A 23979-nucleotide genomic window follows, 5' to 3' on the forward strand; every position below is an offset into this window, starting at 1 on the left:
AACTTATTAAGAGTTATCTACATCCAGATTATTATTAGCCAGTAGGCCAGCTATTATATCTGCATCTGTGAGGGTTCCTCCCTGAGTCAGATCCATATCTTTCAATACGATCTGCTGAGTAACTCCACCTGCATTTACACCATTTGGGTCAACATCGATAGTGGTATCAGTTCCGTCAGAGCTGAACGATAGGAAGTTTTCCAACGTTGCTTCAGTTTCACCATCAAGCATATCTTTCAGATCCAACACATCATCAACAGAACCACTAACAAACCCGGTCTGGAAATCAGCGATAGTATCTACCGCTGGGGCTACATCTGTACCATCATCTCCTGCATTCCAAACGAAGGTATCTTCTCCATCCCCACCGATTAGCAGATCATCACCGGCACCACCAATCAGAATGTCATTACCACCCAAACCAAACAGTGCACTGTCACCATCATCGGCGGTTAGAGTTTCGGCATTATCAGTACCAACAATGTCAGGCAATACTGTGACATTCAACGTACCGCTATTGGTATCGCCATCCGCATCAACAACATCAAGGGCAAAGTTCATATCAATGGCCGTACCATCGACATCCACACCTACATTGATGCCGGAGACGTCAAAGCCTTTAGTTGGGTTAGTAGAATTAGGGTCATCATTGTTCAGTACTTCCAGTCTTTCAAATTCAGACTCACCGGTAACTACCACGCTGTATCCCGACAGAAGGCCATCTACAGATACCAATATATTTTCGGTAGCAAGGGCCTGCGGATCAGAACCTGCGTACACTTCGATATTCGCATCATTCAGACCACTAACTACAAATTCATCCAGATCTTCATCCCAAACAACTTCTTCTATGACCTGCCCCAAGTCATTCAGAACTACAACGCTGGCAATCCTAACTCTTTCGCCATTAACATCATCAAAGTCAGCACCTGTTGTGGATGCAAAATCCGTTTCATCCAGCACAGCCTCAGCGTCACTCAGGTCATACACCTGAACCTGAGCACCAACTCTAGCCCCCGACTGGGTCTGTGACACAGTAAAGGACGCCACTGAATCGCTGTAATGGTCGGTAAATGACATAGTCGAGATATCATCCAGATTGGCATCACTGCCATTTCCAAGATCTTCTGCAGACCCCGGAACTTCAAGGCCGGTTACAAAGTCAAAGCGCATCAACTGACCTGGGTCGATGGCATTATTACCGGTACCCAGACCGGTCTGACTGGTGTTAACCGAATCGGTACCCACAACTTCACCGGTCACCAGAATATCTCGCGACAAGCCTCCTTCTGTAAGAGTACTACCTTCCAGGCCATACCAATCGTCGCTATTTGGCTGTAGGCCGAGGAAGCTAAACGCCTCACCCGACCCATCATCAAGTTTCTGGAACATGGTTAAGGTGTAAGTATCGTTTGCTTCGGTTCCGGCATCCGGATTAAGCACTACGGTAAAGACTAAAGCACCATCCTCATCTCGGGCCTCGATAGTGTGATTATTGTTCGTCAGGCTCAGGGTGATAGTCTGCCCCATCACGGTCGTTACACCCGCCAATGCTCCAACATTACTCAAACTAAAGGTTACATCTTCGGTATCCCCACGGTCGGCACCAACAATTTCAAAGAAATTCAGCTGTTCCGTGGTCGCTCCGGTGCCGGTATTACCAACCAATCCTTTAGTTGGAGAGACTACGCCAGGCTCGTCATCCAGAATATTAATTGTCAGGTTACCTTCCGCTTCACTGCCACCAATGCCATTTACGGTCACCGCTATGCTGTCATTGAACGCGTCATCATCAACAGTGTCATCACCACTTGGTATGATGCTGTCGTTATCAATGGTCGCATCCAAGGTATAGGTATACGCGATAGAACCGCCCAGCTCAGCTGCATCACCATCGGTTGGTGTGTAGCTGTTCAGGGTCAGTGTACCTTCGCCGGTATCGATCTCGGTTGTACCATCCAAGGCCTGCAGATCGGCAAGGGTCAGGGTAATACCACCAATTACCACATCATCAATACCATCGCTCGCGCTGACACTGATCGTGCCGTTAACACGCTCCGAGGAATCCGAATCATTGGCTTCATCACCATCAGCATATTCTCCGGAACCGAACGGCAATCCCGCTTCATCAACCTGTTCAGTGCCGGTGAAGCTGATGCCCGCTGTGTCATCCACACCCGTGATGGTAATGGTCAGTGTTGTAGTGTCTTTATCTTCATCCGCGGTAGATCCATCGGTAGAAGCATCCGCATCCGCCAGGGTATAGCTGAAGACATCATCCAATGTATCAGCTGGTACGGCTGGGTCTTCTCCTGCGCGGGTTGCTCTCCATTCAGCGCCTGAATCGCTGCAAAGCCAGCTTCAACCTGATCAGCCAGAGCATCTGCTTCATCGCGTGCTGCCACCAGATCATCATATTCCGGCTCACCATCATCCGGACCGTATGCGTCAAGGTTGTCCTGAGCGGTATCCGCTGCGGTATGCAAGGCTACTGCCATGTCATAGGTATATTGGGTATAGGTGTAACCACCTGTGCTGCCCATGGTTAGCGTACCGTAGCTACCGTATAACGTTGCACCGACACCATCGTCGATCACGACATTTGATGCCACCGAGCCCACCGCTACTCCGTAAACCGTTGCATAGCGGTCAGCACCCTCGGTGTCAGCACCCGTACCATCAGTATCATTCGGATCAGCTGTAGCGCCTGTAATAACATTACCTGAGATAGGTGCCGCATCTTCATCAATCGCATCAACGTCCGCTATCGCATCCGGCACATCATCAAGTACTTCAATTACCAGATCATCTTCCGCCAGACTGCCACCAATGCCATTTACGGTCACCGCTATACTGTCGTTAAACGCGTCATCATCAACAGTGTCATCGCCACTTGGGGTGATACTGTCATTATCAATGGTTGCGTCCAACTCGTATGTATAAGCGATAACACCGCCCAGTTCTACGGCATCACCATCGGTTGGTGTGTAGCTGTTCAGGGTCAGTGTACCTTCGCCGGTATCGATCTCGGTTGTACCATCCAAGGCCTGCAGATCGGCAAGGGTCAGGGTAATACCACCAATTACCACATCATCAATACCATCGCTCGCGCTGACACTGATCGTGCCGTTAACACGCTCCGAGGAATCCGAATCATTGGCTTCATCACCATCAGAATATTCTCCGGAACCGAACGGCAATCCCGCTTCATCAACCTGTTCAGCGCCGGTGAAGCTGATACCCGCTGTGTCATCCACACCCGTGATGGTAATGGTCAGCGTTGTTGTATCTTTGTCCGCATCCGGTTCCAGATCATCTGCAGACTCAGCATCTGCATCCGCCAAGGTATAGCTGAAGACATCATCCAATGTATCAGCTGGAACAGCTGGGTCTTCTCCCTGCGCGGGCTGCTCTCCATTCAGCGCCTGAATCGCTGCAAAGCCAGCTTCAACCTGATCAGCCAGAGCATCTGCTTCATCGCGTGCTGCCACCAGATCATCATATTCCGGCTCACCATCATCCGGACCGTATGCGTCAAGGTTGTCCTGAGCGGTATCCGCTGCGGTACGCAAGGCTACTGCCATGTCATAGGTATATTGGGTATAGGTGTAACCACCTGTGCTGCCCATGGTTAGCGTACCGTAGCTACCGTATAACGTTGCACCGACACCATCGTCGATCACGACATTTGATGCCACCGAGCCCACCGCTACTCCGTAAACCGTTGCATAGCGGTCAGCACCCTCGGTGTCAGCACCCGTACCATCAGTATCATTCGGATCAGCTGTAGCGCCTGTAATAACATTACCTGAGATAGGTGCCGCATCTTCATCAATCGCATCAACGTCCGCTATCGCATCCGGCACATCATCAAGTACTTCAATTACCAGATCATCTTCCGCCAGACTGCCACCAATGCCATTTACGGTCACCGCTATGCTGTCATTGAACGCGTCATCATCAACAGTGTCATCACCACTTGGTATGATGCTGTCGTTATCAATGGTCGCATCCAAGGTATAGGTATACGCGATAGAACCGCCCAGCTCAGCTGCATCACCATCGGTTGGTGTGTAGCTGTTCAGGGTCAGTGTACCTTCGCCGGTATCGATCTCGGTTGTACCATCCAAGGCCTGCAGATCAGCAAGGGTCAGGGTAATACCACCAATTACCACATCATCAATACCATCGCTCGCGCTGACACTGATCGTGCCGTTAACACGCTCCGAGGAATCCGAATCATTGGCTTCATCACCATCAGCATATTCTCCGGAACCGAACGGCAATCCCGCTTCATCAACCTGTTCAGTGCCGGTGAAGCTGATGCCCGCTGTGTCATCCACACCCGTGATGGTAATGGTCAGTGTTGTAGTGTCTTTATCTTCATCCGCGGTAGATCCATCGGTAGAAGCATCCGCATCCGCCAGGGTATAGCTGAAGACATCATCCAATGTATCAGCTGGTACGGCTGGGTCTTCTCCCTGCGCGGGTTGCTCTCCATTCAGCGCCTGAATCGCTGCAAAGCCAGCTTCAACCTGATCAGCCAGAGCATCTGCTTCATCGCGTGCTGCCACCAGATCATCATATTCCGGCTCACCATCATCCGGACCGTATGCGTCAAGGTTGTCCTGAGCGGTATCCGCTGCGGTACGCAAGGCTACTGCCATGTCATAGGTATATTGGGTATAGGTGTAACCACCTGTGCTGCCCATGGTTAGCGTACCGTAGCTACCGTATAACGTTGCACCGACACCATCGTCGATCACGACATTTGATGCCACCGAGCCCACCGCTACTCCGTAAACCGTTGCATAGCGGTCAGCACCCTCGGTGTCAGCACCCGTACCATCAGTATCATTCGGATCAGCTGTAGCGCCTGTAATAACATTACCTGAGATAGGTGCCGCATCTTCATCAATCGCATCAACGTCCGCTATCGCATCCGGCACATCATCAAGTACTTCAATTACCAGATCATCTTCCGCCAGACTGCCACCAATGCCATTTACGGTCACCGCTATGCTGTCATTGAACGCGTCATCATCAACAGTGTCATCACCACTTGGTATGATGCTGTCGTTATCAATGGTCGCATCCAAGGTATAGGTATACGCGATAGAACCGCCCAGCTCAGCTGCATCACCATCGGTTGGTGTGTAGCTGTTCAGGGTCAGTGTACCTTCGCCGGTATCGATCTCGGTTGTACCATCCAAGGCCTGCAGATCGGCAAGGGTCAGGGTAATACCACCAATTACCACATCATCAATACCATCGCTCGCGCTGACACTGATCGTGCCGTTAACACGCTCCGAGGAATCCGAATCATTGGCTTCATCACCATCAGCATATTCTCCGGAACCGAACGGCAATCCCGCTTCATCAACCTGTTCAGTGCCGGTGAAGCTGATGCCCGCTGTGTCATCCACACCCGTGATGGTAATGGTCAGTGTTGTAGTGTCTTTATCTTCATCCGCGGTAGATCCATCGGTAGAAGCATCCGCATCCGCCAGGGTATAGCTGAAGACATCATCCAATGTATCAGCTGGTACGGCTGGGTCTTCTCCCTGCGCGGGTTGCTCTCCATTCAGCGCCTGAATCGCTGCAAAGCCAGCTTCAACCTGATCAGCCAGAGCATCTGCTTCATCGCGTGCTGCCACCAGATCATCATATTCCGGCTCACCATCATCCGGACCGTATGCGTCAAGGTTGTCCTGAGCGGTATCCGCTGCGGTATGCAAGGCTACTGCCATGTCATAGGTATATTGGGTATAGGTGTAACCACCTGTGCTGCCCATGGTTAGCGTACCGTAGCTACCGTATAACGTTGCACCGACACCATCGTCGATCACGACATTTGATGCCACCGAGCCCACCGCTACTCCGTAAACCGTTGCATAGCGGTCAGCACCCTCGGTGTCAGCACCCGTACCATCAGTATCATTCGGATCAGCTGTAGCGCCTGTAATAACATTACCTGAGATAGGTGCCGCATCTTCATCAATCGCATCAACGTCCGCTATCGCATCCGGCACATCATCAAGTACTTCAATTACCAGATCATCTTCCGCCAGACTGCCACCAATGCCATTTACGGTCACCGCTATACTGTCGTTAAACGCGTCATCATCAACAGTGTCATCGCCACTTGGGGTGATACTGTCATTATCAATGGTTGCGTCCAACTCGTATGTATAAGCGATAACACCGCCCAGTTCTACGGCATCACCATCGGTTGGTGTGTAGCTGTTCAGGGTCAGTGTACCTTCGCCGGTATCGATCTCGGTTGTACCATCCAAGGCCTGCAGATCGGCAAGGGTCAGGGTAATACCACCAATTACCACATCATCAATACCATCGCTCGCGCTGACACTGATCGTGCCGTTAACACGCTCCGAGGAATCCGAATCATTGGCTTCATCACCATCAGAATATTCTCCGGAACCGAACGGCAATCCCGCTTCATCAACCTGTTCAGCGCCGGTGAAGCTGATACCCGCTGTGTCATCCACACCCGTGATGGTAATGGTCAGCGTTGTTGTATCTTTGTCCGCATCCGGTTCCAGATCATCTGCAGACTCAGCATCTGCATCCGCCAAGGTATAGCTGAAGACATCATCCAATGTATCAGCTGGAACAGCTGGGTCTTCTCCTGCGCGGGCTGCTCTCCATTCAGCGCCTGAATCGCTGCAAAGCCAGCTTCAACCTGATCAGCCAGAGCATCTGCTTCATCGCGTGCTGCCACCAGATCATCATATTCCGGCTCACCATCATCCGGACCGTATGCGTCAAGGTTGTCCTGAGCGGTATCCGCTGCGGTACGCAAGGCTACTGCCATGTCATAGGTATATTGGGTATAGGTGTAACCACCTGTGCTGCCCATGGTTAGCGTACCGTAGCTACCGTATAACGTTGCACCGACACCATCGTCGATCACGACATTTGATGCCACCGAGCCCACCGCTACTCCGTAAACCGTTGCATAGCGGTCAGCACCCTCGGTGTCAGCACCCGTACCATCAGTATCATTCGGATCAGCTGTAGCGCCTGTAATAACATTACCTGAGATAGGTGCCGCATCTTCATCAATCGCATCAACGTCCGCTATCGCATCCGGCACATCATCAAGTACTTCAATTACCAGATCATCTTCCGCCAGACTGCCACCAATGCCATTTACGGTCACCGCTATGCTGTCATTGAACGCGTCATCATCAACAGTGTCATCACCACTTGGTATGATGCTGTCGTTATCAATGGTCGCATCCAAGGTATAGGTATACGCGATAGAACCGCCCAGCTCAGCTGCATCACCATCGGTTGGTGTGTAGCTGTTCAGGGTCAGTGTACCTTCGCCGGTATCGATCTCGGTTGTACCATCCAAGGCCTGCAGATCAGCAAGGGTCAGGGTAATACCACCAATTACCACATCATCAATACCATCGCTCGCGCTGACACTGATCGTGCCGTTAACACGCTCCGAGGTATCCGAATCATTGGTTTCATCACCATCAGAATATTCAGCTGAACCAAATGGTAAACCAGCTTCATCCACTTGCTCATCACCAGCAAAGCTGATATCAGTGGTATCATCTTCCCCAGTAACTGTAATCGTTAGCTGTGCTGTGTCTTTATCCCCATCCGCATCTTCCAGGGTATAACTAAAGACATCATCAACCGTATCTGCAGGGATTCCTTCAGGGTTTTGCTCATCCGCTTCCTGAGAACCATTAAGAGCCTGAATCGCGGCATAACCATCGGCTAGCTGTTCTGCCAATGCATCCAGACGAGCCTGCTCATCCGCATCACCACCGTCGTAGTCTTCTGCAGCCGATTCTGCTGCAACAACCATGTCATAGGTGTATTGGGTATAGGTGTAACCACCACCCTCACCTAACGTCAGGGTACCGTAGGTACCGTACAGCATATTACCTACATCGCCAGATAGGTCTTCTTCGGTTGAACCCAGTGCTACTCCTACAACTTTGGCGTAGCCACCGTCACGGTCTGCACCCTGAACATCTTCTTCAGCATCTTGTGTATCAGGGGTGTCGTCGTTACCTGCGATAACATTACCGGTTGCCGCTGCACCATCTTCAGTAACACCGTCAAAGTCATCTATCGCTTCTGGAGCATCATCATGGATATTGATACTCAGGTTATCGCTGTCATTGCTGCCACCAATACCCAGTACCGATACCGCAACACTGTCCGTCACGATTCCATCGGTTTCTGAACCTGGTTCACCGTGTGTCTGAGCTTCATCCAATTCATAGATGTAGCTCACCTGACCGGAATAGTCTTCCTGATCCGCATCCCAACTGAAGCCTGTGATAGTGAGGGTACCTATGCCAGTGCTACCCACATTTACCGCGGTATCATTGGTTGCCAACAGTTCCTCAACAGTAAAAGTAACGCCATTGACCGTTATGGACTCAATACCATCTGTGGCTGATACACCAAAGGTACCTGTATCTTGCTCAGAATCATCATTGTCCGGCACGCTGTCGGCCAGCTCGTCGCTACCCGCTGCCAGACCGGCTTCGTAAACTGTACTATCTGGGCCTTCTGCAGATACCGTTACTTCAGCTGAATCATCCGCACCATTAATGGTGATCGTTAAAGTAGCCTCACTTTCATCCTCGGGATCAAGGTTATAACCATCGTTTATTACATAGGTAAATGTCTCAACAAGTGGCTCGCCGTCTGCTGTGAGACTCTGAATTTCTGCACTATCATTATCTGTTAGGGTATAGGTGTACGATCCATCACTATTAAGAGTTAATTCACCATACATCCCCTCTAGCGTTTCACCTGGAGCCGCCTCTGCACCCTCAAAAGAGAACGAAATAACAGAGGGAATATCTCCATCCTCATCAATATCAGCAACATCACCGGCAGAAACACCTGCACCACCGATAACATTACCTGTTGTTTCAGGGAAACCTTCTTCAGCATCATCTTCTGTAACAGCGTTCTGATCATCAAATGCTGTTGGGGTTGTATCATCATCAATAATGGTAACGGTTTCTGAACTTGCATCAGGGTTGATCGTGGCATTTACCGCATCAATCAAGACGATCTCAAATACGCCATCGCCTTCAGCCAGGTGATCCTGAGTGATTGTGATCGTTACCGGAATTACTGTAGTGCCTGCAGGGATGGTTTCCGTTACAACTAAACCACCGTTAGTCCAATCCTGTGGATCTTCCTCTGAGCCATAATCAGCCGCGCTATTATCAGAAAGAATGTTGAACTGATACGTCACCACAACATCCTGATCAAACACTTTGTCTAGAACCAGATTAAAGGTGACATCACGAGTTTCTGTGCCATCACCAGATTCAGTACCTTCAAGCACCAAAACACCCTCAGGAGAAAGCACTACAGGTGTAGTTTCATTTGGTAACTCAGGGTTTTCCGGATCTTCTGGATCGGAAGGTGTTTCAACGACAACTTCAACCTCTACGGAAACACTCACTACCGGAGGCTCTTCAGGATCAGGCCCAGGTAGTAACTCTTCCTCAGGCTCCTCAAAAGTATCTTCGAAACCTATAGTGTCATAACCAGCTGTGGGATCTACTTCTTCAGCTGTACGGGTAATATTTACGGTAGAAGAACCTTCATTTCCACCATCACCTGCAGCAGGTTCACCTCCTGCTGCAGTTGCTTCACCTACTTCAGTAGGGTCAACACCGGCTAAAATTGCAGCTTGTATCGCTTCAGCTTCCGCTTCGGCATCAGCATTTGCTTGATCAAAGAACGTTTCCCCAGCTTCTTCAGCTGCGGCGGCCTCTTCTCTTGCTAGCTCAACAGCGTCTTCAGCATTTTCTGCGACTTCTGCAGCTAACGCAGCATCAAGAAATTCAGGGCTTACTGCATATTCACTTGGGTCAATATTATCAATTACTGAAAAGGTTTCACTCGACACCAGCCAAACTTGCCCTGATTCCAATGCAACTAACTCAGCATTGTTTACATCTATTTCAACTGAGCCATCTTGTGAAACTTTGATTAAATCATCTTCATATACAGGATCACCTAAGGCGAGGGTTCGCTCCGAACCATCTGGACTAATCGCTACAACCTTACCTGATATTTGAGATACAGAACCTATAACTACACTCATGACCACCACTCCCATTTTTTATTCGTGGTATTCATCAATGCGTACTGAGAAATAACTATTAATAACAGCCGCAGAACTAAGAATTTTTGAAACTCTCAATATCAACGTAGTAACAGATGTTAAATCTGCCTATTGTACCGATGGACAATAGATCAAAAAAACAATCAACAACCTATTGTTTTAAATAGTTTTAAGGAAAGTAATTTTTTACAAGACTTACAATAAAAGCAAAAAAAACGCCGGCATCAGCCAGCGTTTTTAAAGTGAATATAAGCTTTAAGCCAAACTGTCGTCGGCAACCTTATATTTAGGATCTTCAATCACATTCACTTCAACCAAATTACCCGCTTTCTTCATTAGCGCACGGCACTCTGGGCTTAAATGACGAAGGTGAAGCTCCTTACCCGCTTTTTCATAACGCTCAGCTAGCGAGTCGATTGCTTCGATACCTGAATGATCCATAACTCTGCAATTCGCAAAGTCTACGATCACCTCAGGTGGATCCATCTTAGGATTAAATTGATCACGGAATGTCTGAATTGACGCAAAGAACAACGGTCCGTTAGGCAGATACACCTTAGTGTCGTACTCTTCACGTACTTCAAATGCCATATTACTTGCGTGTTTCCAAGCAAATACCAACGCAGAGATAATCACACCGACAATTACCGCAACCGCCAGATCTTGCCAAACAGTTACGCCTGTTACTGCGATAACGACGATCAGATCGGAACGAGGGATCTTGCCCCACAGACGCAAACTAGCCCACTCAAAGGTTCCAATTACTACGATGAACATAACACCAACAAGCGCTGCCACCGGAATAATTTCGATTAAGCTTGAGCCAACCAAAATAAAGGCAAGAAGGAATAGTGCCGCAGAGATACCCGATGCACGGCCCAAACCACCAGAATTGATGTTAATCATACTCTGACCAATCATGGCACAACCGCCCATACCACCAAAGAAACCAGTCGCTACGTTAGCAACACCTTGGCCAATACATTCTTTGTTGCCACGACCACGGGTTTCTGTGATCTCGTCAATCAAGGTTAACGTTAGTAGAGACTCAATTAGGCCAATCGCAGCTAAGATCAACGCATAAGGAACGATAATTTTAAGCGTTTCTAGATTAATTGGAACCATCGGGATATGGAATTCAGGGAAGCCACCAGCAATGGTTGCAGCTGGGTTACCCGTCATATCTGCAAGCACATCTTGTACTGTACGAGCATCTAGATCTAGGCCAATAACCAGCAGCGTCACTGTAACAATCGCAGCAAGCGAGGAAGGAATAATACGCGTGATCTTAGGTAGGAAATGAATAATTGCCATAGTTAAGGCAATCAACCCCAGCATTAACATCATCTGCTCACCTTGCAGCCACTGCAAGTTACCTTCAGCATCGGTAAACTGGAACTGCTTCATCTGGGCAAGAAAAATAACGATTGCCAAACCATTTACAAAACCAAGCATCACAGGGTGCGGAACCAAGCGGATAAACTTACCCAAGCGGAAGATACCAGCCAAAATCTGGAATATCCCCATTAGCACAACGGTGGCAAAGAGATATTCAACCCCATGCATTGCCACAAGGCTAACCATCACTACCGCCAAAGCACCAGTAGCGCCAGAAATCATACCTGGTCGACCACCGATAGTGGCAGTAATCAGTCCGACCATAAACGCTGCATATAAGCCAACTAATGGCTCAACACCAGCAACAAACGCAAAAGCTACAGCTTCAGGTACCAGCGCCAAAGCCACTGTCAAACCTGAAAGCAGGTCGCTTTTTAGCGATTGTGTCTTAGACACAAGCAATTGGATCATTTATCACCTCGGGTAGACACTGGTTCTTTTTTGACCAGACCGTGTAAAAGCGCGCGAGTATAGCAAAAGCAATGGCTAATTTCAGGAATCAGGGACGAATAATCCCTAATAGTTTTTTTCGCAGTAAAGAAATGTTCGCGGATGCAATATCGCTAGCTAATTTTGAAAGTTCTGGAAGGTCTTTAACCTCTTGAATATCAATCAATTCAGATAGGTTTTTCCATGCATCAGGCAATTTATCGCAATGCGACATCATGCCGCCATCTTTATCTGTGGCAAGATATTTTACTCGACCAATGCCCGCAGCGAGTATTCGGGCACAACACATGGGGCAAGGTTCTAAAGATGTGAGTAGCATTAGGCCAGATCTGGAGGAATAATTTGGATAGGTTCGTTCAAATTCATCGATAACACACATCTCGGCATGAGCAGAAGAATTGAACCCCACAGAGAAAACCTGATTACCCGCTTCCGCTAATATATCGCCTTCCCGGCTGATAAGTAGAGCCCCAACACCATAGTTCCCTTTGTCAGAAGCATCCATAGCCAATTGGCAACAACGGAGCGCCCAACCGTCCATACCACAGGTATATTCATGGCTGTATGTTGCTAAACGAACTCTGACATTATCGATGTTTACTTCACTGTCCAGCATATCACCCTTAGGCATATCCATTGCTTACTTCAGTTACCTAGTATGGGTTAATCAAAGCCAAAGGGCTAACTAAGAAGGATCGAGTAAATTTAATTGCTTAGGCTGCTGATCAAACATAGGTTTTAATTTATAACCAACGCCCAACAATCGCACTGGACGCCCTCCCCGATTAAACGCATCAATTAACAGCTGGCGAAAATGAGAAATCTCTGGGATGGAAACAGCATGTTCTGCAGTGGTTTGGATAAAATCAAAAAATTTAACTTTAACAATCACTCCTGTGATTTGTTTATCCTTGCCATGCTTTTCAAACCGTTGAGCTAACTCCTCTAATAATACTGGTAATTTATCTAAACAGGCATCAACATCACCCAGATCATTTGCATAGGTATGTTCAACACTGATTGACTTCCTAATCCGACTGGTCTGTACGGGCCTTTCATCAATACCCCTAGCTAGCTCAAACAAACGCTTTCCAAACTTACCAAAGCGCTCAACCAACTCGGCTAATGAACGTTTGCGAAGATCTAAACAGGTGGAAATACCCATCGAGCCGAGTTTTTCTGCGGTTTTCTTACCTACACCGGAAATCTTATCTACCGATAAATCATCTAGAAATTCAGTGATTTGAGCAGGTTGGACAACATATAAGCCATCAGGCTTATTCCAATCACTGGCAATTTTGGCAATAAATTTATTCGGGGCAACGCCTGCAGATATAGTAATACCCACAGTTTCTTTCACCCGTTGTCGAATATCTTCAGCAATATAAGTTGCACTTCCCTGACACAAATCCGTTCCAGTCACATCTAAGAACGCCTCATCGAGAGAGAGAGGCTCGATGATATCTGTGTAGTCTCGAAAGATATCCATGATCTGCCTTGATGCTTCTCGGTATTTATCCATATTGCCATGTAAAACTGTGAGACCAGGGCATAGCTTCAGTGCCTGAGCTGTGGCCATAGCTGAACGCACCCCAAATTCCCGAGCAGGATAGTTGCATGTTGCGATGACACCACGACGAGATGGATCGCCACCAATCGCCATAGGAACGTGCTTCAATGCTGGGTTGTCTCTCATTTCAACCGCAGCAAAAAAACAATCACAGTCACAATGAATGATTTTTCGTTGCATAAAAACAAATACTGTTTATTTATACAGCTATATTATTTTCATTTCATCGAAAAATCAAAATTCTTTGCTAAGCTGAAAGTTAAAGGCTTTAGGAATTCTGGGTAGCTCTCTCTCTTCCTCTATTAAACTACCCAGAGTTCCTCCTTCATCCAAATCAGAGAATTTATATGGATAACGATCCTCACGGCTCTAGCACACGCTCAGGGAAAGACAGACGAGAACTCAAGGACCGGCGCTCCGAAGTCAGGTATGAACCTGATAACCCCAATCGCCGAAAAAACTCAGGTCGCAGAGAGGAAGATGGAGATCTTTGGATCAAAGCATTGAATGAAAATGACACTGAGGGGGACTAGTTGCCTTGTCATAAAACCTTAAACCAACAGTCAAAGGTTAGTCACACTCCTTCCCTATATTTTTCATGTTATGAACATACATGAAAATACTTCACAGACAGCGGCGCCTGTTCTCAATGTAGAACAAGCTGTAATTAATAAGTTTCCAGACTTTGATTCTAAGCCAACACCTTTTAAGCGATCTGCACTGCATATGCTTCGAAAGTTGGTGCATGAGAAAGAGATCAATACCTTCTTAGCTAAAAACATAGATGCCCATGGTTTCGAATTTATTGATCGTGTCTTGGATTACTTTAACTTTGGTTACAGCATCAGTAATCACGACCGAGCTAATATTCCTTCGTCTGGCAGAGTAGTGATCATTGCTAATCACCCACTCGGCGCACTCGATGGCTTATCCTTGCTGAAACTGGTTGGTGAAGTTCGTAGAGATGTAAAAATTGTCGCTAACGATGTTCTTATGAACTTTGACCCTATCAGCAACTTATTCCTGCCTGTTGATAACTTAAAGGGGAATACACGTAAAAAGAACATCGAAAGTATTGTGGATGCACTTCGACAAGAACAAGCAGTAATCGTCTTCCCTGCCGGTGAAGTTTCACGTGCTGGGATTACAGGTATCAAAGACGATAAATGGAACAGTGGCTTTCTGCGTATAGCTCGCAAAGCCAACGCACCAATACTGCCGGTTTTTATTGGTGGTAAGAACTCACCACTTTTCTATAGCGTTTCTTATCTGAATAAGAACTTCTCTACCATCATGTTAGCGCGTGAGATGTTCAAACAATATTCAGTGACAATACAAGTTAAAGTTGGAGAAGCCATACCGTACAGTCAAATTGATGCAGTGCCAATTTCTACAGCAGAAAAAACCAAACTGCTAAAAAAGCACCTCTATCGAATTGCAAAAAATAAGAAGCCTCTTTTTATCACTGAGAAAACCATCGCACACCCTCAAGATCGCCAAAGCATTAAGCAAGAACTACGCGATGCGGAGTTACTCGGTGAGACCGCTGATGGCAAGAAAATCTATCTATTCGACTTCATTAAAGATTCAGCGGTCATGCATGAACTTGGTCGTTTAAGAGAGATCGCCTTTCGTTGTGTTGGTGAAGGCACCGGCGCTAAAAAAGATCTTGATCACTATGACCAGTACTACCGCCACATCATCCTCTGGGATGAAGAAGAATTGGAAATTGTCGGGGCTTATCGATTGGCAGAAGCAGCAAAGCTTAAGGATCAACCAGAACAGACACTCTACAGCAGCGACCTATTCCAATATAACGATGATATGCAGCCTTATTTCTCGCAAGGTATCGAACTCGGTCGAAGCTTCGTACAACCGAAATATTGGGGCAAGCGTAGTTTAGATTATCTTTGGTACGGTATTGGTGCATACCTCCGCAAACACCCAGAAATTCGTTACATGTTTGGCCCAGTCAGTCTAAGTAATAATTACCCAAAGGCTGCTAAGGATATTCTGGTTTGGTTTTATCGTCATTATTTCACAGATAATGAAAACCTCGCTAGCTCCGTTTCCCCATATGGAATCGACGAAGTTACTGAAGAGCACATGAGAAGCCTCTTCGACGGAAATAACTACAAAAGTGACTTCAGTATTTTAAAAGAGCAATTAGAGTTTATGGGTGTAAACGTCCCAACCCTGTATAAACAATATAGTGAGCTGTGTACTGAAGGCGGTGTGCGTTTTATAGATTTTGGCGTAGATCCCGACTTTAACTACTGCATCGACGGTTTAGTTTTAGTGGATATTAGCTACGTTAAAGAAAAGAAACATAAACGCTATATTGGAGAATAACCTCGAAGATTATTGGTTAACGCACTTGTTAACTCAAGGATGTAAACCATAATTCCTCTGGATAATTAACCCTAGGGTTTAGATTTCAGATCATCAGGCCTCATCCAATAGCGACTGTTATTGATTGGTGTATCTCTTGGAAGCAAAGGATTACTAATGGCGATTATATTTTTTTCACCCCACTGGGTTAATGGAAACAACGTGGACGTGATGGGATGTTTCTTGAGTAATTGATCAAACTCTCCCGAGTCAATAGCTCTTTCTAATCCCAATTCTAATCGTTCAGCTAATTTGAGATTGCCTTTGCGGACAAAGAAATACATTGGAAATGGGTAATAAACTATCGTGTCAGAGAACAAGCGTAGATTAGGGTATTTCTCTCGACGAGCAAGAAATTCGGGACCTCCTTCATGAATTCCCCGAGGGAAAAAATCACAGCGACCAGCGGCTAATTGTCCAAACATCAACTCATAGATCGGCCCTCTCCTGACATTGATACCAGCACTTTCCAAAATATCTGAATCGGGCCAATGTCTGCCTTGGCAAGCAGTATACTTTCTCAAATCTTCCAATTTTTTAATGGCTTGAAATTTAGCTTTAGAATCTTCCCTAATAATACTTAGCCTATAACCAAGCAAGCCTTTCAGAAGCGGTATTCTGATAGCAGTATATTCTTCTTCTCTATCGATCGAAGTACCCGCCCAATACACATCTATAATTTCCCCTCTTTTCAATTCATAAAAAGCTCGACCTTGCTCCATCCTTACGACATGCGCCACTTTACTTTTCCCGTACTCAGACGAGGTGTTATCCAACATTACCTGAAGCAACGTTACAAAATAGTTATGGCTTACATCAAAATCTGATTGAGGAGGAATTGTTCTTAATTCTGTGGCCGAGACTCTAGGAGAATAAGCGGAATATCCTACGATTAAAGTAGCACCGATCAATACCTGACTTAATAACTTTTGTAGAGACACCCTCATCCCAACGCAACTCTCGCAAAAATCTACTCAGTAAAATCCAGAGGCTTAACTTTAATGCTTTAAAACTAAGTCTAGCTGGATTAACCAAAAAAGCCGCTTAGTAGAAGATACTAAGCGGCTTTTATAGTCAGATTAAATCTAAAGGTAGGAGATTACTTTTGATTAGGCGCTTTTACGTCCATCTCTGTATTCAATTCAATACCTTGAGGTTGAAGGTTCAAAGCCAATTTAACTTTCATATCCATGTTCTTAAGCGTTTCCAGCTGATCAGTCAATTCTGGATCAGCAGCCATTTCCATGACTGGTAGCAGTGGCGTTAACATCTTTTTATAGTCCATTGAGAAGTTTAATAAGCCATTACCCGAGATCTTTTCAGAACCCAATGTATCAGCCAAAGCCTGACCACTCTCACCTGCAAAGATAACCAAGTGCTGACCTTTAAGTGCCAACATAGGTTTTACGTTCACTTCTGGAGGCATCGGGACCATAGTCGACAAATCTATTGCAGAACCATCGTCAGGTAACTGGATTGCCGCTAGAGGCGGTGCAAACGACTTCGCCATATCAAACAATACTTTTGGATTTTCAGCAGACAGAGAAACGATCCCTTGCAAAGAATCCAGCTGTGGCGCATAACCTTCAGTTTGCAAGCTGAAGTCCTGAATAGCAGCACCAATACCTTTGACTCCTTGAGCTAAACCCGTAAACATCGCTAAAGCCGCTGGGTTAGACTGTTGCACACCCGCTTGCATCTCAGCTAGCGGCGTACATTTGTAGGTAGGTTCGAGCATGTTACTCCAAATAGAAGACAAACCAGTACCAAGCTTGTTGGCATCAAGACCTAACCCTATCCCAAATACCTGGGCATCATTTAGGTATGATGGGATATAGCCTTGAAGAGAAGCTAGTGCATCCATCACAACTTTATTTTTACTTTCTACAACAGTTGAAACACGCATAAAACTACGTTGTGGCGTAATCTGGATATCATCTGCGCTACGCGCACCAATCACAGTACGTGGCCAATTTGCTGCAATAGCAGCCATCTCTGACTGACATTCTGGATTACGCACATCCGCTAAGCCATCAGGATCACCTCCTGCTACCATCGCTTTAGTCAACATACTTGCCAACGTATTACCATTTTCAGTAGTAAATGCTTTAACTAACTGCTGATGATCGATATAAGAGATATAGTTCTTAATAAAACCATGTTGCGTTGCTATCTGCTCAACGGTACCTGCCTGTTGTAATGACTGTGCTGGCTTTGCTTGAGCTAAAGCAATATCAATCGTTTTAGCATCATTGACATGTGTATTAATTGTCCACGTAGCCCAGCCATCTTCGAATGCAACAAGCACTTCGAATTTATCACCCTTTTCATTATTTTCTAGAGTGTAAGCGCGGTATTGAAGTTCACCAGAGGTACGCAACTCGTGTTTGAAGCCGCTCTCTTGTTCTGCTTTATCTAACGTAGCCCATAAACCCTGAGCATCCGTTACTTCATAACGAACAACTGGAATAAAGCCTACAGCATAGACATACATTCTCAGCTCATCTGGTAGACCAAATGTTTTTTGAAATTCAGCAGGAGAACCTGCTGCTTCAAAATAAGCTTTTATCAGGCTTGAGAAGAAACGTTTTTTCGGATCGGTTTCATCATCTAATGCATCTAGTATTTCTTGAGGTGCTTTTGCTTGAAGTGAGCTCGTTGACTGAAGGTAGTTTTTAAGCGGGAACGGTTCTAGCTGACCAGAGAAGAAAACCGTATCCGCAGGCACATATGCCAATGGTGATTTAGTCGTGGCAGTAATACCACCATCTTGTTGGGTCAGGATGTAGCCAACTGCACCGGCTGCTACAACTGCACCGGCTATAATGACATTACGCACCTTACAAAACTCCTTTTATAAATTTTTTAGATCTTAACTGAACTGATTCAAACTGTCGTTAGTCTCAGAAGAAAATAGGAATAATTCTTACTAAGGATTAGACCAAGCGATTGATATACATATTTTTTATATTGTGTTTAATTTTTGACCGCAAATTTGGCTTACTTATGAAGAAAGATAATGACCTAACAACACTCTCTTCTAGGAAAGAACTAGATGAGTTTATACAACTCGCCAATGAACTAACCCCTGCCAATTCCAATGCTCAAGGGCGTATTCTATTTGCCTTAGATGCCACCGCCAGTCGCCAAGCCACTTGGGATCACGCATGTCACTTACAAAATCAGATGTTCTCCGCCACCAGCGAGGTCGGAAACCTTGCTGTGATGCTTTGCTATTTTCGAGGCTTTCAAGAATTCCATCACAGCCAATGGATAAACCAACCTGTACAACTCAGCCAGATCATGGAGAAAGTCTCTTGTGCCGCAGGCCATACTCAAATCAGAAAAGTACTGCAATTAGGAATCGACGAAACACGAACAAAAGAGGTCAAAGCCATTATCTATATTGGTGATAGTCAGGAAGAAAGCACAGATAAGCTAACCTCTCTAGCAGGCCAACTTGGGTTGCTTAAAACCCCAGTTTTCATTTTTCAGGAAGGTTCTGACTGTCGAGCAAGGCAGGCTTTCACTGCCATCGCTCATCTATCAGGCGGCGCTTATCACCACTTTGATCACCACAGTTCTGGGTTGTTGAAGCAGCTACTGATAGCCGTTGCGATCTATGCCAGTCAAGGTAAACCAGCATTTCAACACTATATTGAAAATAAAGGGCAAGCAGCAAAGCATCTACTGGAACAGTTACGGTAAAATAAACAACTTAGTTATTATGATTTTTTAGACATCAGTAAAGGTAAATTGTGAATCCCATCAGTTTAGTAGTTTTAGCCGGATTAGGTTTTCTTGTGTTCTTTTGGCTGAAGACACTTACACCGGCAAAGCGAACGCGCGCAGTCATCGCTATTGTTTTAGTCATTGTCTCTTTATTTGTGCTGTTAATGGCTCTAACCGGTAGGCTTCACTGGATTGCAGCCGTAGCAGCGGGCTTACTCCCTTTTGCACGCAGACTTTTTCCAATCTTTATTCGTTTCCTTCCTTTCATTAATTATTTGTATAAAAAGCGTCAGAGCCAAGCTAGCTCGGGCAACGTTTCAAAAGTGGAAACAAAGATTCTGTCGATGCGTTTAGATCACGATTCTGGCGTGATGTATGGCACGGTAAAACAAGGACCACTACAGGGCAGTGAACTGGGGGAGTTAAGCGAACAAGAATTTATTCAATTACTTCAGTACTGTCGTCAACATGATGGGGAATCTACACGCTTATTAACAACATACTTAGACAAACGCTTTGGAGACAGTTGGCGCGAAGATGATATCCCGGATAACGAAAGTTATAACAATCACACTCATCATGGGGCGATGAGTCGCCAAGAAGCTTTCGATATTTTAGGTATCTCACCTAGTAGTAGCAAAGAGGAGATTATCGCCGCTCATCGAAAGCTCATGCAAAAGATGCATCCTGACCGCGGGGGAAGTGATTATCTGGCAGCTCAGATTAATCAAGCTAAAGACGTTCTTATTAACGATTAAATTTTCGATACAAGCGTTCGGGGCCCGCTCTTTCTAATCGGAACCCCGAATGCCCAAACGTAGAGCTATAACCCTTCAGTAACAAGCCACCTTTTTTATCCTTTTCGAACACAAGGATTTCATTATCTTCTCGACCATCAATATCTACAAAATGAATAACTACTCGGCCATTTTTCATCAACTGCCAAGAACCGGTTTGAACGATTAACGGCTGACGGTTACGATAATCTTGAGTTAAAACTGCTTGTTGGTCGCTTGATAACTCAAGGGAAATATAACGCCCTTGTGATCTCAATCCAGGTAGCTCTATTCCATACAGTCCAGGAAGAGTTCTTAGATCTAACTTGCCTTGTCGGGCACAGCCCTCTAAGACAGTACCATTTAACACCATCTGAGCCGTATATTCGTATTCGATTCCATAACGATCCTGACATCGTAAACGATCCACATTTAAACTCAGACTATAGTTCTTAATACCTTTTAGCTGGCTACTCCATTCAATGCTACTTCCAAACTTAATAGGATCTGATAGAGGGAAAATCAGCTGTTTTAAACGATCGTACCTTTGAACATAGATGCCATCATCCCGAACATCTGCAATCCATAATGGCCGATCACCTGCAGCCCGATATTCATTGCCCGACAATTCGTAACTACAAGTAGACTGATTTCCACCTATCAGATGTATCTGATAAACCTCCCAAGGTTCACCTGGTGCAATATGAGAGCCACTCATCTCTGCATAAAAAGCAGGCTCTATGGAGTTATCCAACTTTCGCTCTAAACGGCCGGTGTAATCATTAATCAGCTCACGCTTGTTAACATAGCAAGGCTTAAAACTAAGTCCTTGATCAGTCATGTTCACTATACCACGACGAAACAACGGACCTTCCTCAGAGCTGAATTCTGAAGGTTTTTTCTGACAACCTGTTAGAGTAATGATCACTAAAAAAACTACAAAAAAAGGGAGAAACGAGAAGTATTTACCGGTTATCATATTAACTATTGCGAGATGCGGATCGAATAATGATAATAAGCGAATAGAACAAGGAGGGCAAAATATGGCGAGGCCAGCAGAGTTTGATCGTACTGATGTCTTAGAGAAGGCAATGAATGTTTTCTGGAGAACAGGTTACAGTGCAACATCAGTAACCGACCTTGTGAATGCGACCAAACTAAAACCAGGATCACTCTACGGTGCATTTCAAAGCAAACGGGGTTTGTTTTTAGAAGTTATAGACACCTATGCTGAGCGCAGCCTGAATAGGGTTTCAAGCGTGATGGAAGATGCTGAAACACCTTTGAAAGGAATCGAACAGTTTTTTAAATGCTTCTGTGATGATCTAGTACATGACCGCCTTGGCAAAGGCTGCCTGATGGTTAATACCATGCTAGAACTTGCTACAGAAGATGATGAGATCAGAGAACGCGTGGGTGGTTACCTAAGCCAAGTTGAAACCTACTTTACTAACACGCTAACTCAAGCTCAGAAACAAGGATTGTTGGATAAACAGCAATCACCTGAGGACCTAGCAACATACCTAATGACAAATATTTGGGGACTTCGCGTTTTAAGTAGCAAGCGTCCAGATCAGTCTAAATATGATGCAGTCATCACAAATATGCTTAAGGCACTTCACAGCCCATGCCATTAACAACGACTAACACTTAAATAAAAAAGCACCGATTTACGGTGCTTTTTTATTTGTATAAATCTACGCTTATTTCACATCATAAGCACAACGAAAACCGATCGATCCGTAAACACTTCTGCCGCTTACCGGTGGTTTCACATTACGAAATGAGCTTCTCAAATTAGCTTTATTTTCATCCCAAGAACCACCACGAACAACTCGTTGACGCCCCTGCTCAGGGCCAGAAAGGTCTCCACTAGCATAGCGCTCAAGACCATTTTTTGCGTACCAATTCATAGTCCACTCACCGGCATTACCATGCATATCATGTAAACCATAAGCGTTTTCGACGTGACTTCCTATGGACCAAGTACGGTCTTCACCGCAACCGTCAGGTTCATTTGGGACAGACCCCATCGTTTTGCCGTCATCAAGAATAGCATGCTTGCAACTTACTTCTTGGCCCCATGGGTAACGTGTTAGCGTATTAGCTCTAGCTGCTTTTTCCCATTCTGCTTCAAATGGTAAACGCCCTCCTTTAGCTGTACAAAAGTCCACAGCCTGTTGCCAATCAACACAGTTAATAGGGTGATTTCCGCGTCCCTCTGCACCTAAATTACAATATTGGTTTCTCTGATGGTCTTTGGGCCTAGTGCAATTTCCAGCCTCAATACATGCTTGATAGTCATCAACCGTTACTTCATGTTTATCAATCAGGAAAGTGGGCACGTGCACAGCTATGCCTCCTGGCTTACCTTCATCATTTTCACAGGCATTATCCCCCTGTGAACATCCCATCTGATATTTACCTGCATCAATCTGGATTTTACTGGATTCTGCGAATACGCCAGAAGTAAAACCACTGAGCAACACTGCTACGCAGCACATGTTCTTATTCATGCCCTTTCCCCTGCTTATATACATTCTTATCTTTATCAAGCGACAAAGGTCTCTCACCTTCTAAAGGTAGAGCAGAAACTCATCAGATAGTTTCAACAAGAGCAGTATTATTTTCTTCGACATAGTACTGACTACATACTTTGTTCACTCGCTGTCGCCAAAAAGAAACCACATAACCCATTGATTTTATTAAGTTTGAATAATTAATAACCAGCCCACTGTCTCTTATTGGCGACAGATATCACTCCTTTTCTAATCTTTTTTTAGCCGCCAAAATACAAAACCCACAAAAAAACACATAACCCATTGTTTTAATTATATTTTCAAAAAGTGGCACACCACTTGATATATCCCTAGCGAATTTAAAATTTATGTTATTACCCGATCTATTTCGTAAAGGAGAAAAATATGAAATCTGCAGCACTTACTCTAGCGTCCATGCTTTGTGTTTCTACTATCGCTTTTGCTGAAGAAACAAAACCTGCTGAAGTTGTTAAGGACGTTCAACCTGAAGTGATGACTCAAGAAGCGCCAAAAGTAACAAGCATTTTCGAAAAACTAGATGAAAATAAAGATGGCAAAGTTAGCCCTCAGGAAGCGCAGGTTTCTCCAGCGTTGGTAAAAGGCTTCAATAAAATTGATGCCAACAAAGATGGGTTTCTAAGCCCGGATGAGTTTTCTCAGCTACAAGTTGAGGCAACAACGTCTTACGTAGTTTCTAAGAAACTATTCGTTTAAAGGGTTCACTTGTTGGTATAAGACTAGCCCCACTGATTCCGAGACAGCCTCAGTTCAGTTAGTCGAATACCAGCAGGTAACAAGTTGATTCAGAGCATCCATGTCCACAAACATAGCCGCCAGCTCTGTTTTGACACGGCCGGTGATCAGGATTATCCCGGCCGCCCCTTTTGATAAATACCCCTGTTATCCACACTAAATGGAGACTACCCAATTAAGGCGTAATTGATGGATAATACTCATACACTTGTTTAACTATGA

General features: G+C 45.5%; 15 protein-coding genes. 5 read left to right on the forward strand and 10 right to left on the reverse strand.

Annotation, left to right across the window (positions count from 1 at the left end):
• Positions 1–6: 6 nt before the first annotated feature.
• From ACMXYO_RS12195 to dinB, 6 genes are all read right to left on the reverse strand, one after another.
• Entirely contained in the window at positions 7–2283 is a 2277-nt protein-coding gene (locus ACMXYO_RS12195) for a type I secretion C-terminal target domain-containing protein (RefSeq protein WP_415885377.1), read from the reverse strand.
• On the reverse strand, positions 2193–6620 hold the full coding sequence (locus tag ACMXYO_RS12200) for a beta strand repeat-containing protein (RefSeq protein ID WP_415885378.1): 4428 nt from the start codon (positions 6618–6620) through the stop codon (positions 2193–2195). Before ACMXYO_RS12200 ends, ACMXYO_RS12195 begins: the two co-directional genes overlap by 91 nt.
• Positions 6527–10126 carry a retention module-containing protein gene (locus tag ACMXYO_RS12205; protein WP_415885379.1) on the reverse strand — a complete coding sequence of 1200 codons (3600 nt, stop codon included), beginning with the start codon at positions 10124–10126 and terminating at the stop codon, positions 6527–6529. Before ACMXYO_RS12205 ends, ACMXYO_RS12200 begins: the two co-directional genes overlap by 94 nt.
• 276 nt (positions 10127–10402) lie before the next feature.
• Positions 10403–11956, reverse strand: coding sequence for a SulP family inorganic anion transporter (locus tag ACMXYO_RS12210; protein WP_415881902.1), 1554 nt, complete (start codon positions 11954–11956; stop codon positions 10403–10405).
• A gap of 88 nt (positions 11957–12044) precedes the next feature.
• A complete protein-coding gene (locus tag ACMXYO_RS12215; protein ID WP_415885380.1) occupies positions 12045–12632 on the reverse strand; it encodes a nucleoside deaminase in 588 nt (195 codons plus the stop codon).
• Positions 12633–12680: 48 nt separating this feature from the next.
• A complete protein-coding gene (gene dinB / locus ACMXYO_RS12220) occupies positions 12681–13745 on the reverse strand; it encodes a DNA polymerase IV (RefSeq protein ID WP_415885381.1) in 1065 nt (354 codons plus the stop codon).
• Positions 13746–14168: 423 nt separating this feature from the next.
• On the opposite strand from dinB, the gene ACMXYO_RS12225 reads away from it, so the two are divergent.
• The gene (locus ACMXYO_RS12225) at positions 14169–15917 is read left to right on the forward strand and encodes a lysophospholipid acyltransferase family protein (RefSeq protein WP_415885382.1); all 1749 of its coding nucleotides are present in this window, start codon (positions 14169–14171) and stop codon (positions 15915–15917) included.
• 71 nt (positions 15918–15988) lie between these two features.
• Here the strand turns inward: ACMXYO_RS12225 and ACMXYO_RS12230 are convergent, their stop codons facing one another.
• Entirely contained in the window at positions 15989–16897 is a 909-nt protein-coding gene (locus tag ACMXYO_RS12230; protein ID WP_415885383.1) for a substrate-binding periplasmic protein, read from the reverse strand.
• 158 nt (positions 16898–17055) lie between these two features.
• Positions 17056–18795: a hypothetical protein gene (locus ACMXYO_RS12235; protein ID WP_415885384.1), complete on the reverse strand. Its 1740-nt coding sequence runs from the start codon at positions 18793–18795 to the stop codon at positions 17056–17058.
• Positions 18796–18962: 167 nt separating this feature from the next.
• On the opposite strand from ACMXYO_RS12235, the gene ACMXYO_RS12240 reads away from it, so the two are divergent.
• Together ACMXYO_RS12240 and ACMXYO_RS12245 are read left to right on the forward strand one after the other, a co-directional pair.
• Complete coding sequence (locus ACMXYO_RS12240) at positions 18963–19664, forward strand: VWA domain-containing protein (RefSeq protein WP_415885385.1); 702 nt, start codon at positions 18963–18965, stop codon at positions 19662–19664.
• A gap of 95 nt (positions 19665–19759) precedes the next feature.
• Complete coding sequence (locus tag ACMXYO_RS12245) at positions 19760–20446, forward strand: DnaJ domain-containing protein (protein WP_415885386.1); 687 nt, start codon at positions 19760–19762, stop codon at positions 20444–20446.
• Here the strand turns inward: ACMXYO_RS12245 and ACMXYO_RS12250 are convergent.
• Entirely contained in the window at positions 20436–21392 is a 957-nt protein-coding gene (locus ACMXYO_RS12250) for a hypothetical protein (RefSeq protein WP_415885387.1), read from the reverse strand. The two genes, ACMXYO_RS12245 and ACMXYO_RS12250, sit on opposite strands and share 11 nt — an antisense overlap.
• A 115-nt stretch (positions 21393–21507) precedes the next feature.
• Here ACMXYO_RS12250 and ACMXYO_RS12255 point away from each other — a divergent pair, with 115 nt between their 5' ends.
• Positions 21508–22101 (forward strand): TetR/AcrR family transcriptional regulator, encoded by a 594-nt coding sequence (locus ACMXYO_RS12255; RefSeq protein ID WP_415885388.1) that lies wholly within the window; start codon positions 21508–21510, stop codon positions 22099–22101.
• Between the two features lie 66 nt (positions 22102–22167).
• Here the strand turns inward: ACMXYO_RS12255 and ACMXYO_RS12260 are convergent, their stop codons facing one another.
• Entirely contained in the window at positions 22168–22980 is an 813-nt protein-coding gene (locus tag ACMXYO_RS12260) for a formylglycine-generating enzyme family protein (protein ID WP_415885389.1), read from the reverse strand.
• A 408-nt stretch (positions 22981–23388) separates the two neighbouring features.
• On the opposite strand from ACMXYO_RS12260, the gene ACMXYO_RS12265 reads away from it, so the two are divergent.
• Complete coding sequence (locus ACMXYO_RS12265) at positions 23389–23718, forward strand: hypothetical protein (protein WP_415885390.1); 330 nt, start codon at positions 23389–23391, stop codon at positions 23716–23718.
• Positions 23719–23979 lie beyond the last annotated feature (261 nt).

It is taken from the genome of Neptuniibacter sp. QD37_6, from assembly GCF_047778085.1.
Classification (GTDB): Bacteria; Pseudomonadota; Gammaproteobacteria; order Pseudomonadales; family Balneatricaceae; genus Neptuniibacter.

Bases quoted from the DNA above. Each gene is read 5' to 3' on its own strand.
- ACMXYO_RS12205 (WP_415885379.1), bottom strand. From the start codon at position 10,126: ATGAGTGTAGTTATAGGTTCTGTATCTCAAATATCAGGTAAGGTTGTA.
- ACMXYO_RS12210 (WP_415881902.1), bottom strand. From the start codon at position 11,956: ATGATCCAATTGCTTGTGTCTAAGACACAATCGCTAAAAAGCGACCTG.
- ACMXYO_RS12215 (WP_415885380.1), bottom strand. From the start codon at position 12,632: ATGGATATGCCTAAGGGTGATATGCTGGACAGTGAAGTAAACATCGAT.
- dinB (WP_415885381.1), bottom strand. From the start codon at position 13,745: ATGCAACGAAAAATCATTCATTGTGACTGTGATTGTTTTTTTGCTGCG.
- ACMXYO_RS12225 (WP_415885382.1), top strand. From the start codon at position 14,169: ATGAACATACATGAAAATACTTCACAGACAGCGGCGCCTGTTCTCAAT.
- ACMXYO_RS12240 (WP_415885385.1), top strand. From the start codon at position 18,963: ATGAAGAAAGATAATGACCTAACAACACTCTCTTCTAGGAAAGAACTA.
- ACMXYO_RS12255 (WP_415885388.1), top strand. From the start codon at position 21,508: ATGGCGAGGCCAGCAGAGTTTGATCGTACTGATGTCTTAGAGAAGGCA.
- ACMXYO_RS12260 (WP_415885389.1), bottom strand. From the start codon at position 22,980: ATGAATAAGAACATGTGCTGCGTAGCAGTGTTGCTCAGTGGTTTTACT.
- ACMXYO_RS12265 (WP_415885390.1), top strand. From the start codon at position 23,389: ATGAAATCTGCAGCACTTACTCTAGCGTCCATGCTTTGTGTTTCTACT.